Annotated in this window: 15 protein-coding genes; 10 read left to right on the forward strand and 5 right to left on the reverse strand. The window is 56.7% G+C overall.

Translation table 11 applies throughout. The features are described 5' to 3' along the window. From livF to ugpQ, 6 genes are all read left to right on the forward strand, one after another. Positions 1-714, forward strand: coding sequence for a high-affinity branched-chain amino acid ABC transporter ATP-binding protein LivF (gene livF / locus AC6I8T_RS01520; protein WP_208724591.1), 714 nt, complete (start codon positions 1-3; stop codon positions 712-714). Between the two features lie 235 nt (positions 715-949). Next, positions 950-2,266, forward strand: coding sequence for a sn-glycerol-3-phosphate ABC transporter substrate-binding protein UgpB (gene ugpB, locus AC6I8T_RS01525; RefSeq protein ID WP_208724592.1), 1,317 nt, complete (start codon positions 950-952; stop codon positions 2,264-2,266). Between the two features lie 60 nt (positions 2,267-2,326). Beyond that, a complete protein-coding gene (ugpA, locus tag AC6I8T_RS01530; RefSeq protein WP_497833447.1) occupies positions 2,327-3,217 on the forward strand; it encodes a sn-glycerol-3-phosphate ABC transporter permease UgpA in 891 nt (296 codons plus the stop codon). Then, complete coding sequence (gene ugpE / locus AC6I8T_RS01535; RefSeq protein ID WP_208724594.1) at positions 3,214-4,059, forward strand: sn-glycerol-3-phosphate ABC transporter permease UgpE; 846 nt, start codon at positions 3,214-3,216, stop codon at positions 4,057-4,059. Before ugpA ends, ugpE begins: the two co-directional genes overlap by 4 nt. Position 4,060: 1 nt before the next feature. After that, the gene (locus tag AC6I8T_RS01540; protein ID WP_208724595.1) at positions 4,061-5,134 is read left to right on the forward strand and encodes a sn-glycerol-3-phosphate import ATP-binding protein UgpC; all 1,074 of its coding nucleotides are present in this window, start codon (positions 4,061-4,063) and stop codon (positions 5,132-5,134) included. After that, the gene (gene ugpQ, locus AC6I8T_RS01545; protein WP_208724596.1) at positions 5,131-5,874 is read left to right on the forward strand and encodes a glycerophosphodiester phosphodiesterase; all 744 of its coding nucleotides are present in this window, start codon (positions 5,131-5,133) and stop codon (positions 5,872-5,874) included. Before AC6I8T_RS01540 ends, ugpQ begins: the two co-directional genes overlap by 4 nt. On the opposite strand, the gene AC6I8T_RS01550 is transcribed toward ugpQ, so the two are convergent. Then, positions 5,871-6,146 carry a DUF2756 domain-containing protein gene (locus AC6I8T_RS01550; RefSeq protein WP_021184060.1) on the reverse strand — a complete coding sequence of 92 codons (276 nt, stop codon included), beginning with the start codon at positions 6,144-6,146 and terminating at the stop codon, positions 5,871-5,873. The genes ugpQ and AC6I8T_RS01550 overlap by 4 nt on opposite strands. Positions 6,147-6,336: 190 nt before the next feature. On the opposite strand from AC6I8T_RS01550, the gene ggt reads away from it, so the two are divergent. After that, complete coding sequence (gene ggt / locus AC6I8T_RS01555) at positions 6,337-8,088, forward strand: gamma-glutamyltransferase (protein WP_021184061.1); 1,752 nt, start codon at positions 6,337-6,339, stop codon at positions 8,086-8,088. 523 nt (positions 8,089-8,611) lie between these two features. On the opposite strand, the gene AC6I8T_RS01560 is transcribed toward ggt, so the two are convergent. Further along, a complete protein-coding gene (locus tag AC6I8T_RS01560) occupies positions 8,612-9,106 on the reverse strand; it encodes a GNAT family N-acetyltransferase (protein ID WP_021184062.1) in 495 nt (164 codons plus the stop codon). Positions 9,107-9,436: 330 nt separating this feature from the next. Between AC6I8T_RS01560 and gntR the strand changes: the two genes are divergently transcribed. From gntR to gntU, 3 genes are all read left to right on the forward strand, one after another. Then, positions 9,437-10,432, forward strand: a complete 996-nt coding sequence (gene gntR, locus AC6I8T_RS01565) for a gluconate operon transcriptional repressor GntR (RefSeq protein ID WP_208724598.1) — start codon at positions 9,437-9,439, stop codon at positions 10,430-10,432. A 139-nt stretch (positions 10,433-10,571) separates the two neighbouring features. Next, entirely contained in the window at positions 10,572-11,108 is a 537-nt protein-coding gene (gene gntK, locus AC6I8T_RS01570; RefSeq protein WP_021184064.1) for a gluconokinase, read from the forward strand. Between the two features lie 2 nt (positions 11,109-11,110). Beyond that, positions 11,111-12,451: a gluconate transporter gene (gene gntU, locus AC6I8T_RS01575; protein ID WP_208724599.1), complete on the forward strand. Its 1,341-nt coding sequence runs from the start codon at positions 11,111-11,113 to the stop codon at positions 12,449-12,451. Positions 12,452-12,556: 105 nt separating this feature from the next. On the opposite strand, the gene AC6I8T_RS01580 is transcribed toward gntU, so the two are convergent. The 3 genes from AC6I8T_RS01580 to AC6I8T_RS01590 form a co-directional block, all read right to left on the reverse strand. Next, positions 12,557-14,182 carry a Na/Pi cotransporter family protein gene (locus AC6I8T_RS01580; RefSeq protein WP_021184067.1) on the reverse strand — a complete coding sequence of 542 codons (1,626 nt, stop codon included), beginning with the start codon at positions 14,180-14,182 and terminating at the stop codon, positions 12,557-12,559. 107 nt (positions 14,183-14,289) lie between these two features. Further along, entirely contained in the window at positions 14,290-15,282 is a 993-nt protein-coding gene (locus AC6I8T_RS01585) for an ABC transporter ATP-binding protein (protein ID WP_208724600.1), read from the reverse strand. A gap of 2 nt (positions 15,283-15,284) precedes the next feature. Beyond that, complete coding sequence (locus AC6I8T_RS01590; RefSeq protein ID WP_021184069.1) at positions 15,285-16,070, reverse strand: ABC transporter permease; 786 nt, start codon at positions 16,068-16,070, stop codon at positions 15,285-15,287.

The raw sequence follows: 16,070 nt of genomic DNA on the forward strand, positions 1-16,070 counted from the left end.
ATGGCCAACCCAATGTTAACCATTGAAAACGTCAGCGCCCATTACGGTAAAATTCAGGCGCTGCATAACGTCAGCCTGTATATCAATCAGGGCGAAATTGTCACCCTGATTGGTGCCAACGGTGCAGGCAAAACTACGCTGCTCGGTACGCTGTGTGGCGAGCCGCGTGCAACCGCAGGCACCATTACGTTTGATGGCAAAACCATTACCGATTGGCAAACCGCACGCATCATGCGTGAGGCGATCGCCATTGTCCCGGAAGGGCGTCGGGTGTTTTCGCGCATGACGGTGGAAGAGAATCTGGCGATGGGGGGCTTCTTTGCCAGCCGTAGCCAGTATCAGGAGCGTATTGAGCGCGTCTATGATCTGTTCCCGCGTCTGGCGGAGCGTAAGGTGCAACGTGCCGGTACCATGTCCGGTGGCGAGCAGCAGATGCTGGCGATTGGTCGTGCGCTGATGAGCCAGCCGCGTCTGCTGTTGCTGGACGAGCCATCGCTCGGCCTGGCGCCGATTATCATTCAGCAGATTTTCGACACCATCGAGCAGCTGCGTAAAGAAGGGATGACCATCTTCCTTGTCGAGCAGAACGCCAACCAGGCACTGAAACTGGCCGACCGTGGCTACGTGCTGGAGAACGGGCATGTGGTGCTGGAGGATAGTGGCGAAGCGCTGTTGTCCAACGAGGCGGTAAGAAGCGCCTATTTAGGTGCCTGAGTGCCCTAACCCTCTCCCGCGAGCGGGAGAGGGAATTGATCGAGCCAAACTTATATATTGCACGTCTCCTTCTCCCGCTTGCGGGAGAAGGCCGGGATGAGGGCAACAAGCTGCACTCAGCCTTGTCACATTCCCGTCATTAACCTGTTATTTTTCCGTCATTTTCCCGTGTCATGTTACTTCGCGAACAAAAAATGCGTGATTTCGCGCGTACCTACATGCACAGGAAAACATTATGTCCGCTTTTACGCTTCGTCCCCGCCTGATGAGTGCCCTGCTCGGTCTGATGCTCAGTGGTCATGCACTGGCTGCCACCGAAATTCCTTTCTGGCACTCAATGGAAGGCGAGTTAGGCAAAGAAGTTGATTCTCTGGCACAACGTTTTAACCAGGCCCACCCAGACTACAAAATCGTCCCGGTCTACAAAGGCAACTATGAACAAAGCCTGGCGGCGGGGATTGCCGCTGTGCGTACCGGTAAAGCACCGGCCATTTTGCAGGTGTATGAAGTGGGTACTGCCACCATGATGGCGTCCAAAGCCATTGTGCCGGTGCATCAGGTGTTCCAGGATGCCGGAATCGCATTTGATGAAAAACAGTTCGTCCCGACTGTCGCGGGTTACTACAGCGATTCCAGCGGCCATTTAATCTCTCAGCCGTTCAACAGCTCCACCCCGGTGCTGTACTACAACAAAGACGCCTTCAAAAAAGCCGGTCTGAACCCGGATCAGCCACCAAAAACCTGGCAGGAACTGGCAAAAGACGCCGATGCGCTGCGTAAAGCGGGCCTGACCTGCGGTTACGCCAGCGGCTGGCAAGGCTGGATTCAGATTGAAAACTTCAGCGCCTGGCACGGCTTGCCGGTGGCGACCAAAAACAACGGTTTTGACGGCACAGACGCTGAGCTGGAGTTCAACAAGCCGGTGCAGGTTCGTCACATCCAGATGCTGGAAAACATGAACAAGAAGGGTGATTTCACCTACTTTGGCCGCAAAGATGAATCCACCGCGAAGTTCTACAACGGCGATTGCGGCATCACCACCGCGTCTTCCGGTTCACTGGCGGATATCAAACACTACGCCAAATTCAACTTTGGTGTCGGCATGATGCCGTATGACGCAACCGTGCCGAATGCACCGCAGAATGCCATCATCGGTGGTGCCAGCCTGTGGGTGATGAAGGGCAAAGATGCCAACACTTACAAAGGTGTGGCGGAGTTTATGCAGTTCCTGGCGCAACCGGAAATCGCCGCCGAGTGGCACCAGAAAACCGGTTATCTGCCGATCACCACGGCGGCGTACGAGCTGACCAAACAGCAGGGCTTCTACGACAAGAACCCGGGTGCCGATATCGCGACGCGCCAGATGCTGAACAAAGATCCGCTGCCGTTCACCAAAGGGATGCGTCTGGGCAATATGCCGCAGATTCGCACCATCGTGGACGAGGAGCTGGAAAGCGTGTGGACCGGCAAACAATCGCCGCAGGCAGCGCTGGATAACTCAGTTAAACGCGGAAACGAACTGCTGCGCCGTTTTGAGCAGCAGGTGAAGTAACCCGCCGTAACGGGGCAGGCCGCGTGTCTGCCCCGATCTTTTTGCCTGAACGAGTCCGTTATGTCCTCATCATCACGCCCGGTTTTCCGCTCCCGTTTGTTGCCCTATCTGCTGGTACTGCCACAGCTGGTGATCACCGCCATCTTCTTTCTCTGGCCAGCCGGTGAAGCGCTGTGGTACTCACTGCAAAGCCTTGATCCCTTTGGTATCTCCAGCACTTTTGTTGGGCTGGATAACTTCAGACGGCTGTTCAGTGATGAGTACTACCTGGCCTCTTTCTGGACCACCATTGAATCCAGCGCGCTGGTCACGGGGTGCGGCATGCTGTTTTCTCTGCTGCTGGCGGCGCTGGTGGATTATGTGGTGCGGCTGAAAAAACTCTACCAAACCTTGCTACTGCTGCCGTATGCGGTAGCCCCGGTGGTCGCGGCAGTGCTGTGGATGTTCCTGTTTAACCCCGGACTCGGCCTGTTCAGCCATCTCCTTAACCAGATCGGTTACAACTGGAACTACGCGCAAAACAGCGGCCAGGCGATGTTCCTGATCGTGCTGGCATCGATCTGGCAGCAGATGAGCTACAACTTCCTGTTTTTCTTTGCGGCGCTGCAATCGATCCCCAAATCGCTGGTGGAAGCAGCGGCGATTGACGGTGCCGGGCCGGTGCGGCGCTTCTTTAACCTGTCGCTGCCGTTGATCACCCCGGTGAGTTTCTTCCTGCTGGTGGTCAACCTGGTCTATGCCTTCTTCGACACCTTCCCGGTGATCGATGCCGCCACTGGCGGTGGGCCGGTACAGGCGACCACCACGCTTATCTACAAAATTTATCGCGAAGGGTTTACCGGGCTGGATCTCTCCTCGTCGGCAGCGCAATCGGTGGTGCTGATGTTGCTGGTGATTGGCCTCACTATCCTGCAATTCCGCTTTGTCGAGCGTAAGGTGCAATACCAATGATTGAGAACCGACGCGGGCTGGATATCTTCAGCCACACGCTGCTGGTGCTGGGTGTGCTGACGATCCTGTTTCCGCTGTATGTCGCCTTTGTCGCGGCAACGCTGGACAACAACGCGGTTTATCAGGTGCCAATGACGCTGATCCCAGGTCACCACCTGTGGGACAACATCGCGCGCATCTGGACTCAGGGCGTTAACGGCAGTGGCCCGGCGTTTGGCCTGATGCTGTTCAACAGCCTGGTGATGGCGCTGAGTATCACCGTGGGCAAAATCGCCGTCTCGATGCTGTCGGCATTTGCGCTGGTGTGGTTTCGCTTTCCGCTGCGCTCGCTGTTTTTCTGGCTGATTTTCATCACCCTGATGCTGCCGGTGGAAGTGCGTATCTTCCCGACGGTGGAGGTGATTGCGACGCTGCATATGCTCGACAGCTACAGCGGTCTGACGTTGCCGCTGATGGCCTCGGCCACCGCCACCTTCCTGTTTCGCCAGTTCTTTATGTCGCTACCGGATGAGTTGATTGAAGCGGCACGCATCGACGGTGCCAGTCCACTGCGCTTCTTCTGGGACATCGTGTTGCCGCTGTCGAAAACCAATCTGGCCGCGCTGTTTGTCATTACCTTCATCTACGGCTGGAACCAGTATCTGTGGCCGCTGCTGATCATCAATGATGCCAGCCTTGGCACAGCCGTGGCCGGGGTGAGAAGTATGATCAATACCAGCGGCGGTCCGACGCAGTGGAATGAAGTGATGGCGGCAATGTTATTAACCCTGATCCCACCGGTGGTGGTGGTTTTAGTCATGCAGCGTGCCTTTGTGCGTGGCCTGGTGGAGAGTGAGAAATAAAATGGCAGGCGTAACCCTTCAGACCGTCACCAAATCGTATGACGGCAAAAATCAGATCATTCAGCCGCTGAATATCACCATCAACGATGGCGAGTTTATGGTGATGGTCGGGCCTTCCGGCTGCGGTAAATCCACGCTGCTGCGTATGGTGGCCGGGCTGGAGCGCGTCAGCTCTGGCGATATCTATATTGACGACCAACGTGTTACCGATCTGGAGCCGAAAGATCGTGGTATCGCGATGGTGTTCCAGAACTACGCGCTCTACCCACATATGACGGTAGAAGAGAACATGGCCTATGGCCTGAAAATCCGTGGTATGGGCAAAGAACAGATTCGCCAGCGCGTACTGGAAGCGGCGCGTAGCCTCGAACTGGATCATCTGCTGACCCGTCGCCCGCGTGAGTTATCCGGCGGTCAACGCCAGCGTGTGGCGATGGGGCGCGCCATCGTGCGTGAACCGGCGGTGTTCCTGTTTGATGAACCGTTGTCAAACCTTGATGCCCGCCTGCGCGTGCAGATGCGGCTGGAGCTGCAACAGCTGCACCGTCGTCTGCAAACCACCAGCCTGTACGTGACGCATGACCAGGTTGAGGCGATGACGCTGGCACAGCGCGTGATGGTAATGAACAAAGGCATTGTCGAGCAGGTGGGCACGCCGGTTGAGGTGTACGAACGCCCGGCCAGCCAGTTTGTCGCCGCTTTTATCGGCGCACCGGCGATGAACCTGCTGCCGGGGCAGATCAACAGCGACGGCACCCGTTTTACCCTCGATGCCCTGCACGCGCTGCCGCTGGCGGAAAGCAAGGCGAAGTGGGCCAATCGGCCACTGACGCTGGGCATTCGCCCGGAGCATATCCAGCTAACAAGCCGAGAGGCGGGGGGGATTCCGTTGGTGGTGGAGACACTGGAAATGCTCGGTGCTGATAATCTGGCGCATGGTCGTATCGGTGAGGCGCGATTGGTGGTACGTTTGCCGCACAGCGAACGCCCGCCGGCGGGCAGCAGCCTATGGCTGCATTTGCCGTCGGAGGCGTTACATTTCTTCGATTCAACTCATGGAAAGCGTCTGGAATGAGTAAGCACAACTGGCCGTATCCGCACATTGTCGCCCATCGTGGCGGCGGTAAACTGGCCCCGGAAAACACCCTCGCCGCCATTGATGTGGGGGCGCATTATCACCACCAAATGATTGAGTTTGACGCCAAACTCTCAGACGATCGCCAGATTTTCCTGCTGCACGATGACACCCTCGATCGCACCAGCAACGGCTGGGGCGTGGCGGGCGATTTGCCGTGGGATAAGCTGGCGCAACTGGATGCCGGTAGCTGGTTCAGCAACAAATTTGCCGGTGAGCCGCTGGCGCTGCTGAGTGACGTGGCCGCGCGCTGCCGTCAGCATCAGATGATGGCGAATATTGAGATCAAACCGACCACTGGCAAAGAGGTGGAGACGGGGCGCGATGTGGCGTTAGCCGCGCGTGAATTGTGGCAGGGGCAAACTGCGCCGCTGCTCTCTTCTTTCTCGTATCAGGCGCTGGAAGCCGCCATGCAGGCGGTGCCAGAACTGCCACGCGGCTTGCTGCTGGATAGCTGGCATGATGACTGGCAAGCGCTGACCTCAAGTCTGGATTGCGTCTCCATTCACCTCAACCACAAATTGCTGAATGCCGAGCGCACCGCGCAGTTGAAAGCGGCAGGTCTGCATATCCTGGTTTATACCGTGAATCAGCCCGAGCGGGCGCGCGAGCTGCTGGGGTGGGGCGTCGATGCGATCTGTACCGACCGCATCGACATTATTGGTCCCGACTTCCGTTAATTGGTCTTCTGCTGGCCCGGCTGCGTTTTGATGATGCGCTGCTGGGCGCTGTCGCGATGTTCCTGCATTTTGCGCTGTAAATCCTGTTTCTGCTGTTGCTGATCCTGTTGCAGCTTCAGTTTCTCCTGCTGCTGCTGGATTTGCATCTGCGTCTGCATCCGTTGCTGGCTTGGGTTGTAGCCCGGTTTAAAGGGTTCGTTGGTGTTATTCAGCATATTCGCCATGCTGCTTAACGGCAGCAGGGCAGCGAAAACAATCAGCCATTTTTTCATGATCACTCCTCCATTAATGCCGCGGTGCTGTGTGTCTGGCGTAACCGCAGCAACCATAAGTTTATGCGATATTAAAAAGGGCCAATCCAGGAGTGCACCTAATTTGAGTTAGCTGCTAATCTTTTTCAGTGTTTGTAAACACTTGCGTCAATGTAAACAATTATAAACAACTGAAAAGGATGGTAGTGGCATGCGGATACAAGGCAGTGTACGCCAGCTCGGCTGGGCGTTGTTGATGAGTTTTACCGTGGTGCAGGGGGGACAGGCGGCACCAAACAGCGCACCTCCCGTCTCTTATGGCGTGGATAGCGATACCTTCCATCCGGTGAAGGCGAAACATGGCATGGTGGCCTCGGTGGATGCGACCGCCACTGACGTGGGCGTGGAGATTCTCAAGCAGGGTGGCAATGCGGTGGATGCCGCGGTCGCGGTCGGCTTCGCGCTGGCGGTGACCCATCCACAGGCCGGAAACCTCGGTGGCGGCGGATTTATGTTGCTGCGTACCGCCTCCGGGCAGACCACCGCCATCGATTTCCGCGAAATGGCTCCGGCGCGTGCCTCGCGCGATATGTTCCTTGATAAACAAGGCAACGCCGACAGTAAGTTATCACTCACTTCCCATCTGGCATCGGGTACGCCAGGCACGGTGGCGGGTTTTGCGCTGGCCGCTCATAAATATGGCACGCTGCCGTTAAGCACTTTGCTGGCCCCGGCAATCAAACTGGCGCGGAACGGCATCATTGTTAACGATGCGCTGGCGGATGACCTCGCCACCTATGGCAAAGAAAACCTGATCAATCACGACAACAGCCGGGCCATTTTCTACAAAGCCGACGGCCAGCCTTATCAGAAGGGCGATCGTCTGGTGCAGAAAAACCTCGCGCACAGCCTGCAATTGATTGCGCAACAAGGGCCGGATGCCTTCTACAAAGGCAAAATTGCCGACGAAATCGCCGGTGAGATGGCACAACATGGTGGTCTGATTGGCAAAGCTGATTTGGCAGCCTATCGCGCCGTTGAGCGCAAACCGGTCAGCGGCAGCTATCGCGGCTATCAGGTCTTCTCAATGCCACCGCCGTCATCAGGCGGCATTCATATCATCGAAATCCTTAATATCCTGGAAAACTTCGATTTGGCGAAGATGGGCTTTGGTAGCGCCGATGCGATGCAGGTGATGGCCGAGGCAGAAAAATACGCCTATGCCGACCGCTCGGAATATCTCGGTGACCCGGATTTTGTGAAGGTGCCGCAGCAGGCGTTGACCAGCAAAGCTTACGCGAAATCGCTGGCGCAGCAGATTGATGTCAACAAGGCGCGCCCGTCGAGCGAAATCAAACCGGGCAAGCTGGAGCCGTACGAGAGCAATCAAACTACCCATTTCTCCGTGGTGGATAAGGACGGCAATGCAGTGGCGGTGACCTACACGCTGAATACCTACTTCGGTAGCGGCATTGTGGCCGGGCAGAGCGGTATCCTGATGAACAACGAGATGGATGACTTCTCCGCCAAACCGGGGACACCGAACGTCTATGGTCTGGTTGGTGGTGAAGCCAATGCGGTGCAACCTGCCAAGCGTCCTCTGTCGTCGATGTCACCGACCATTGTGGTGAAGGATGGCAAAACCTGGCTGGTGACCGGTAGCCCTGGCGGCAGCCGCATTATCACCACGGTGTTGCAGATGGTGGTCAACAGCATCGATTTTGGTATGAATGTGGCCGAGGCGACCAATGCGCCGCGTTTCCATCATCAGTGGCTGCCGGATCAGCTGCGTGTGGAGAAGGGCTTTAGCCCGGATACCTTGCGTTTGCTGGAGAGCAAAGGTCAGCATGTGAAGGTGCTCCCGGCGATGGGCAGTACCCAGAGCATTATGATTGGGCCGGATGGCACGCGTTATGGTGCATCCGATCCGCGTTCGGTGGATGATTTAAGCGCGGGTTATTAAAGGCTCCGTGGTTTCGTTCGCACTGAGCGGGTTTCGTTCGCCATAGGCTGATGCAGTTTCAGCTCGCCGGTGCGGCGACCGAGCAAAGGGCGCCTGGCCGCATCCTTTGCAATCCCGGGCCCTGCGCCAGCCTCTTTTTTTGCGCGATAAATCGCGCCGCTACGGGTAACGTGCTGCCATTTGTAGCGGCGCGATTTATCGCGCAATTAAGAGAGCACCTGGCTTTCAGGCGATGGGGTGGACGGCATCCGCAGCGCCGAGTGCAGAGGGAAGGCCAGGACGAGCCGCATGGATGCGGCGAGAGAGCGGAATGAGCCAGGGATGGCGAATCCGCGCGGGCCGCACGGCCTGAGTGATAAGCGAGGGAACAGCGCTATGCGTTGCGCGAGGACGGCGCAGGGCGCGGATTGCAAAGGTGCGCGCCCTCGCACCTTTGCCCGTCCGCCTGCACGTTGCGGCTGAAACTCCACAATGTTTGGCGGGCGGAACCTATTCGGTGTCAACCCGCTGCCACCTGGCCAGCTTACCCTTTCAACCGCGCCATATAATGGGTATCCACCAGCGCGCCGTTCCGCATCGCATAACGGCGCGCGGTGCCCTCAATCTCAAACCCAAACTTCTGATACAACCCAATCGCGGCTTTATTGTCGGCAAACACCGTCAGCTCAATGCGCGTCACCTGCAACCAGTTGTCGCACAGGTCCACCATCGCCGCCATCAACGCGGAACCGACGCCACGGCGGTGAAACGCTGGATCAACCCCCATCCCGATAGTCGCGGTATGACGACGGCGCATCGCCTCCAGCACGCTGACGGTGAGTTGTCCCACCACCTGTCCATCAATGCACGCCACCAGACGTTGCTCACCCGGACGAATGTTTTGCAGTCGCTCCTGCCACAGCGCAGGCGATTGCAAGGGTAAATGCAGGGTATCCGCCTGGGTTTCAGCGTGGCTGTAAAGCTGAAACAGTACGGCGGCGTCATCAGGCGTGGTGTGACGAACAGTGATCAGACTCATGGTGCGGCTCCTTATGCAAAATGAAAAAATCCCCTTTAACATCAAGGATTTTTTATCGCTGGTCAATTGAAAATAATTCTCAAAAGGACTTTACAGACGCGAATGATAATGATTATTATTGCGATGCGGTCCCGGGAGGTCCTCCTGACAAACCGGGAAAGCACGACATTGCTCACATTGCTTCCAGTGTTTCTTAGCCAGCTCGGGTGCTGGCTTTTTTTTTGTCTTTTTCTCCGACATTCGGCAACGATCCCGCTTCCCGCGCCCCGTTTACAATCGCATGACAATTTAATGATAGACTCAGCGTATCTCTGACCTCAGGCGCTTACGATGAAGAAAAAAAGACCGGTACTACAGGACGTTGCCGATCGCGTCGGCATCACCAAAATGACCGTCAGCCGCTACCTGCGCAATCCAGAGCAGGTCTCCGCTGCGCTGCGTGACAAAATCGCCATTGCGCTGGACGAGTTGGGTTACATCCCCAACCGCGCTCCTGACATGCTCTCTAACGCCACCAGCCGCGCCATCGGTGTGCTGCTGCCGTCACTGACTAACCAGGTATTTGCTGACGTGCTGCGCGGGATTGAAACCGTCACCGATGAGGCGGGGTATCAGACGTTGGTGGGGCACTTCGGCTATAACGCACAGAAAGAGGAATTACAGCTGCGTTCGCTGCTGGGCTGGAACATCGATGGGGTGATCCTGACGGAACGCACCCATACGCCGGGTACGCTGCGTATGCTCGAAGTGGCAGGCATCCCGGTAATCGAAATGATGGACTCGGTTTCACCTTGCCTCGATATGGCTGTGGGCTTTAACAACGTCGAAGCGGCGCGTCAGATGACCCATGCTATCCTGAAAAAAGGCCATCGCCACACCGTCTACCTCGGTGCGCGCCTTGATGAACGTACCCTCCAGAAACAGCAGGGCTACGAGCAGGCGATGCGTGAAGCCGGGTTAACACCGCACAGCGTGATGATGGAAGATGCCTCGTCCTTCAGCGCCGGAGCCTTGTTGCTGCGTGAGGCGCAACGACGCTATCCGCAAACCGACAGCTTGTTCTGTACCAACGATGACCTTGCAGTCGGGGCGATGTTCGAATGCCAACGTCAGGGATTGAGCGTCCCGGAGCAAATGGCGATTGCCGGTTTCCACGGTCACGATATCACCCAAGTGGTTAACCCGCGTCTCGCGACGGTGCTGACCCCGCGCGAACGCATGGGACGGGAATCGGCGGCGATGCTGCTGGCGCGAATTGGCGGCGATCGTTCCGTCACTGTGCCACTGGATGTCGGGTTTGAAATTGCCGAAGGCGGCAGCATCTGATTCTGGCGATTTTTTGAGTCAGTTCACACTTTCGTGCTTTTCCCGGTAAAAGGGTTGCCAGCCTGTGACCGGGTACCGACAATGATGATCGAATTTGTTATCGGTAACATTGGCAGATTAACTGCCGGAGCGCAAAACAATGACAACGCCATCCCCGTCGCACCATGTTTTTATCCTGATGGGTGTGTCCGGCAGCGGAAAGTCTGCCGTCGCCAATCAGGTTTCACACCAACTCAACACCGCCTTTCTTGACGGTGATTTCCTGCATCCGCGCAGCAACATTATGAAAATGGCCGAAGGCCATCCGCTGGATGACAACGATCGTCGCCCGTGGTTGCAGGCGCTGAACGATGCCGCTTTTGCCATGCAACGTACCCAGGAAGTCTCCATCATTGTCTGCTCGGCACTGAAAAAGTCCTACCGCGACATCCTGCGTCAAGGCAACCACAACCTGAAATTTGTCTATTTGAAAGGCGATTTCGAAACCATCGAATCCCGCCTGAAAGCCCGCAAAGGCCACTTCTTCAAACCACAGATGCTGGTGACGCAGTTTGCCACGCTGGAAGAACCCGGCGCGAACGAACCCGATGTACTGGTGGTTGATATTAATCATTCACTGGATGAGGTAGTTGCGGCCACGGTTGCGACCATCAAGGGAGCAATCAACAAGGGTTAGTCATGAGTACCGCAACGCTGGTGTTAACCGCAGCAGGCTCTGTCCTGCTGCTGCTGTTTTTGGTGATGAAAGCGCGTATGCACGCCTTTGTCGCCCTGATGTTAGTCTCCATTGGTGCCGGGTTGTTCTCCGGTATGCCGCTCGACAAAATTGCTGACACCATGCAGAAAGGCATGGGCGGTACGCTCGGTTTCCTGGCGATTGTGGTGGCGCTGGGCGCGATGTTCGGCAAAATCCTGCATGAAACCGGCGCGGTCGATCAGATTGCTATCCGCATGCTGAAAACCTTCGGGGAAAGCCGCGCGCATTACGCGATGGGCATTGCCGGGTTAATCTGCGCGCTGCCGCTGTTTTTTGAGGTGGCGGTGGTGTTGCTGATCAGCATCGCATTTGCCGTGGCGCGCCGCACCGGCGATAACCTGGTGAAACTGGTGATCCCATTGTTTGCCGGGGTCGCTGCTTCCGCAGCGTTTCTGCTGCCGGGACCGGCTCCGATGTTGCTGGCGTCACAAATGCATGCTGATTTTGGCTGGATGATTTTGTTGGGCCTGTGCGCAGCAATCCCTGGCATGATTATCGCCGGACCGCTGTTTGGCAACCTGATTGCTAAACGCGTCACCTTCAGCGCCCCGCCGGAAGACAATCAACCGGATGTGGAAGAGGGCAAGCTGCCGTCGTTTCGCTTCAGTCTGGCGCTGATCCTGTTCCCGCTGCTGTTGGTGGGGCTGAAAACCATCGGTGCGCGCTTCACTACGCCGGATTCACGTCTGTATGAGTGGCTGGAGTTTATTGGTCACCCCTTCACCGCGATTCTGCTGGCCTGTCTGGTGGCGATTTATGGCCTGGCGTACCGTCAGGGCATGGATAAAGAGAGGGTGATGCAGGTCTGCGGCAGCGCGCTGCAACCGGCGGGGATTATCCTGCTGGTGATCGGTGCGGGTGGGGTGTTTAAACAGGTGCTGGTGGATTCCGGCGTCGGTCCGGTACTGGGCCACGCGTTGATTGGCGCGGGTCTGCCGATTGCGCTGGCTTGTTTTATCCTCTCCGGTGCGGTGCGGGTGATTCAGGGTTCAGCCACGGTCGCCTGCCTGACGACGGTTGGCCTGGTGATGCCGGTGATTGAACCGCTGCACTACAGCGGCGCGCAACTGGCGGCGCTGTCGATTTGTATCGGCGGTGGCTCCATCATAATCAGCCACGTCAATGACGCCGGTTTCTGGCTGTTTGGCCGCTTTACCGGCGCGACGGAAGGTGAAACCCTGAAAACCTGGACGCTGATGGAAACTATCCTCGGCACCACCGGGGCAATTGTCGGGATGATTGCCTTCAGCTTGTTGTCTTAATTAAAATCACCGAACCGGAACTGCGCGATTTATCGCGCAGTTCCGTGCGCGATGCGGGAAAAATCCGCGCGATAAATCGCGCCGCTACGCAAGGTGCCTTGGCTATTATTCATCATCCCTGTCGTCATCCGGCTGTTCCAGCACCGTGTAGGCTACGGCGCAGAACAGCGAATTCAGACGCTTCATATCTCCCAGTAATCCCAGATGCAACGAGCTGGTTTCGATACTTTGCACGTTCTGGCGATGCAGACGCTCAACATGGGCATGGGAAAAACGTCGAATCAGAATACGGAAACGATGTTTGGAACGGCGCAGACGTTTGGCGCTGGCGACATCGTGGGATAAAAACACCGACAGGCTCAGGCGCAGGTTATTCAGCAACTGCTCCTGCAATGTCTCCAGCTCCTCCAGCCCCTCCGGTGAGAAGGCACGGCGTGCGGCCAGCGCTTTATCGGCCACATCAGCGCTCATGCGTTCGATAATGTCGCCCGCCTGTTCCAGGTTAAGCGCCATTTCGATGATCTCCGCCCAGCGGCGCGAATCCTCTTCCGCCAGATCCTCCTTTTGCATACGTGCCAGATAGAGTTTGATGGCGGTGTACAACACATCAACATCATCATCCAGCCGTCGCACCGCGCGTTCCTCGCGTAGCTCGCCGTGCACCACCTTGCTGAAGGTTTCGACCATCTGCTCAACCACATCGCCAATGCGTAACGTCTCACGCGCCGCATTGACCAGCGCCAGCGCGGGGGTATCCAGCGCGCTGCTGTCGAGGTGTTTCGGTTTCAGCACGGTGTCAGTTTCTGCGTCATCGCTAATCATCCGGCGGCACAGGCGCGCCATCGGATCGGCGAAGGGGACCATCACGATGCAGCGGATCAGGTTGTAGAACACATGGAAGAAAATGACCAACTCTTCGTCGTTAACTGGCAGCTTATCCAATACGTCTGCCACGGTATTAACGAACGGCAAAATCACGATGCTACCGATAAGTTTAAACAGCAGGCTGCCAAGTGCGACACGTTTGCCGGCAGCATTGGAGCCGCTGGCGTTAATCATCGCCAGCAGGCCGCTGCCAAGATTGGCACCAATCACCAGACAAAGCGCGACTTTGAAGGAGATCACCCCGGTGGCGGTCAGGGTGGCGGTAATCAACACCGCCGCCAGACTGGAATAACTGATGATGGCGAACACCGCGCCAATCAGGGCATCCAGCATCACATCACCGGTCAGCGTGGAAAAGATGACCTGTACGCCCGCTGCCTGGGTAATCGGGCGCGCGGCGGCGACAATCAGTTGCAGCGCCAGCAGGATCAGACCGAGGCCGATGCTGGCTCGTCCCAGTTGACCGAGACGGGTTTGTTTTCGACCGAGGAAAAAGATCACGCCAAACAGGATAAACAGCGGCGACAACCACGAAAGATCGAAGGTCAGGATACGTGCCATGACGGCCGTACCGACGTCAGCACCCAGCACCACCACCAGGGCGGGTGTCAGGCTGACAAGATTCTGCGCGACGAATGAGGTGACCAGCATGGTGGTGGCGTTGCTGCTTTGCACCAACGCGGTGACGCCAATCCCGGCGAGAAACGCCATCGGCTTTTTCTCGACGCTGCGGCTAAGTACCCGACGCAGATCGGCACCATACACACGCATAATGCCGGTACGAACAATGTGTGTGCCCCACACCAACAGGGCCACGGCAGATAACAGGTTTAACAGGGTTAACACGTAAGCTGGCTCCTTTACCGTCAGGCTTTAAAGCAGGTTGCCAGCCTGACGGAGAGCGCAACCTGTACAAGATATCGTCACGTTGCGTTGCTAATTTTTCCTGTAATTTAAGCGACCTGGCGCAACGTCGACATCTCTAACTGTAGCCCAATCTGCATCCCGGCGGGGTGTAAATCTGCCACGCTACGGTTCAGAACATCGACCGAAAGTTCCACATTGTGCGCCAGCACACGATAACGGATCACGTTACCCAGCAGGCTGTGGCTGATAATGGTGGCCGCAATACCTGACTCTGGCGCACCCATCAGAATCGATTCCGGGCGAATCGCCACCTGACCGGTGAACGTCTGGCCGGTTAACTGCGTTGCCTGCTCGGCACTCAACAGGTTGTAGTTACCGATAAACCCGGCGGCAAACAGATCGGCCGGTTGAGTATATAGCGCTTCGGCATTGCCGTTTTGCACGATTTTTCCACGATTCATCAACACGATGCGATCTGACAGTGTCAGCGCTTCTTCCTGGTCGTGCGTCACGAAGATGGTGGTGAGCTTCAGTTCCTGCTGGATATTGCGGATTTGCTCGCGCAGATGGCGGCGAATACGGGCATCAAGCGCCGACAGCGGTTCATCCAGCAGCAGCAGACGTGGCCGCGTCACCAGCGAACGCGCCAGCGCCACGCGCTGGCACTGGCCGCCTGACAGTTGGTGGGGATAGCGGCGGGCGAAGTCGGTCAGTTCCACCAGCGCCAGCGCTTCCATCACCCGGCTTTGGATTTCACTTGCCGCCAGTTTTTGCATCTTCAGGCCGAAGGCGACGTTCTTTTCTACCGTCATATTCGGGAACAGGGCATAGCTCTGAAACACCATGCCGATGGTACGTTTCTGCGGCGGCAACGGCACGATATCCTGGCCCTGCAACAGAATTTGCCCGTTGTCGACCGAGGTCAGCCCGGCAATGCAGCGCAGCAGCGTTGATTTACCACAGCCGCTTGGGCCGAGCAGGGTGACGAACTCGCCCTCGTCGGCGCTGAAATCGATATTTTCGAAAATGGTGGTTGGGCCGTAGCTTTTATTCAGCTTTGTAACGTTCAGGTAACTCATGGTCAGCCTCGTTCAGGATTGAGGGCATTCGCCAGCCAGGTGACCAGCAGGACGACAACAAAATAGGAGATCACCAGCGCGCTGGTGAAATGGCCGCTGCCGTTGCGCATGTTGTAGAGGTAAACCTGCAAGGTTTCATAGCGGGTGCCGACCAGCAGGTTAGCGAATACAAACTCACCTATCAGGAAAGAGAAGGAGAGCAGCACGGCTATAAATACACCTTTGCGCAGGTTCGGCAGCACCACAAACAGCGCTGCCTGCCAGGTGCTGGCGCCCAGCAGATGCGCGGCATCAATCAACTCTTTCAGGTTGATGGCCTGCATATTGTTGGAGATGGCACGATAGATAAATGGCAGCGCGATGGTGAAATAACAGCCAATCAGAATCCACGGCGTGCCGGTGAGCATCAGCGGTGATGAGGAGTAAAGCTGCAACAAGCCGACCGATGACACTACCGGCGGTACGGCGAACGGCATCAGAATCAGCACGTTCATAACCGAGTCCAGCTTCGGAAAGTAGTAAGCGATCACAAACATCGCAGGCAGCACCAGCACTAACGAGAACAACAGCGCACCAAAGCAAATCAACAGCGAATGGCCGAGCGCCGTCAGGAAACGACTGTCGCTCCAGAGTTCAAAGAACCATTTCAGCGTGTAGCCCTGCGGCAGAATGGTGTTGCTCCAGTCGGAGGAGAGCGCATACAACAGCGTTGCCAACAGCGGAGCCGCCAGAATCACCAGCAGCAGCCAGACAATCAGGCGATGGTAAAGTTTTTCGACGCGAGACAT

The sequence above is a fragment of the Pantoea sp. X-Soil-OKNW-556 genome (genome assembly GCF_059730695.1).

What these genes read in the sequence shown, in the direction of transcription:
- livF (WP_208724591.1), top strand. Translation starts at nt 1, where the DNA reads ATGGCCAACCCAATGTTAACCATTGAAAACGTCAGCGCCCATTACGGT.
- ugpB (WP_208724592.1), top strand. Translation starts at nt 950, where the DNA reads ATGTCCGCTTTTACGCTTCGTCCCCGCCTGATGAGTGCCCTGCTCGGT.
- ugpA (WP_497833447.1), top strand. Translation starts at nt 2,327, where the DNA reads ATGTCCTCATCATCACGCCCGGTTTTCCGCTCCCGTTTGTTGCCCTAT.
- ugpE (WP_208724594.1), top strand. Translation starts at nt 3,214, where the DNA reads ATGATTGAGAACCGACGCGGGCTGGATATCTTCAGCCACACGCTGCTG.
- AC6I8T_RS01540 (WP_208724595.1), top strand. Translation starts at nt 4,061, where the DNA reads ATGGCAGGCGTAACCCTTCAGACCGTCACCAAATCGTATGACGGCAAA.
- ugpQ (WP_208724596.1), top strand. Translation starts at nt 5,131, where the DNA reads ATGAGTAAGCACAACTGGCCGTATCCGCACATTGTCGCCCATCGTGGC.
- AC6I8T_RS01550 (WP_021184060.1), bottom strand. Translation starts at nt 6,146, where the DNA reads ATGAAAAAATGGCTGATTGTTTTCGCTGCCCTGCTGCCGTTAAGCAGC.
- ggt (WP_021184061.1), top strand. Translation starts at nt 6,337, where the DNA reads ATGCGGATACAAGGCAGTGTACGCCAGCTCGGCTGGGCGTTGTTGATG.
- AC6I8T_RS01560 (WP_021184062.1), bottom strand. Translation starts at nt 9,106, where the DNA reads ATGAGTCTGATCACTGTTCGTCACACCACGCCTGATGACGCCGCCGTA.
- gntR (WP_208724598.1), top strand. Translation starts at nt 9,437, where the DNA reads ATGAAGAAAAAAAGACCGGTACTACAGGACGTTGCCGATCGCGTCGGC.
- gntK (WP_021184064.1), top strand. Translation starts at nt 10,572, where the DNA reads ATGACAACGCCATCCCCGTCGCACCATGTTTTTATCCTGATGGGTGTG.
- gntU (WP_208724599.1), top strand. Translation starts at nt 11,111, where the DNA reads ATGAGTACCGCAACGCTGGTGTTAACCGCAGCAGGCTCTGTCCTGCTG.
- AC6I8T_RS01585 (WP_208724600.1), bottom strand. Translation starts at nt 15,282, where the DNA reads ATGAGTTACCTGAACGTTACAAAGCTGAATAAAAGCTACGGCCCAACC.
- AC6I8T_RS01590 (WP_021184069.1), bottom strand. Translation starts at nt 16,070, where the DNA reads ATGTCTCGCGTCGAAAAACTTTACCATCGCCTGATTGTCTGGCTGCTG.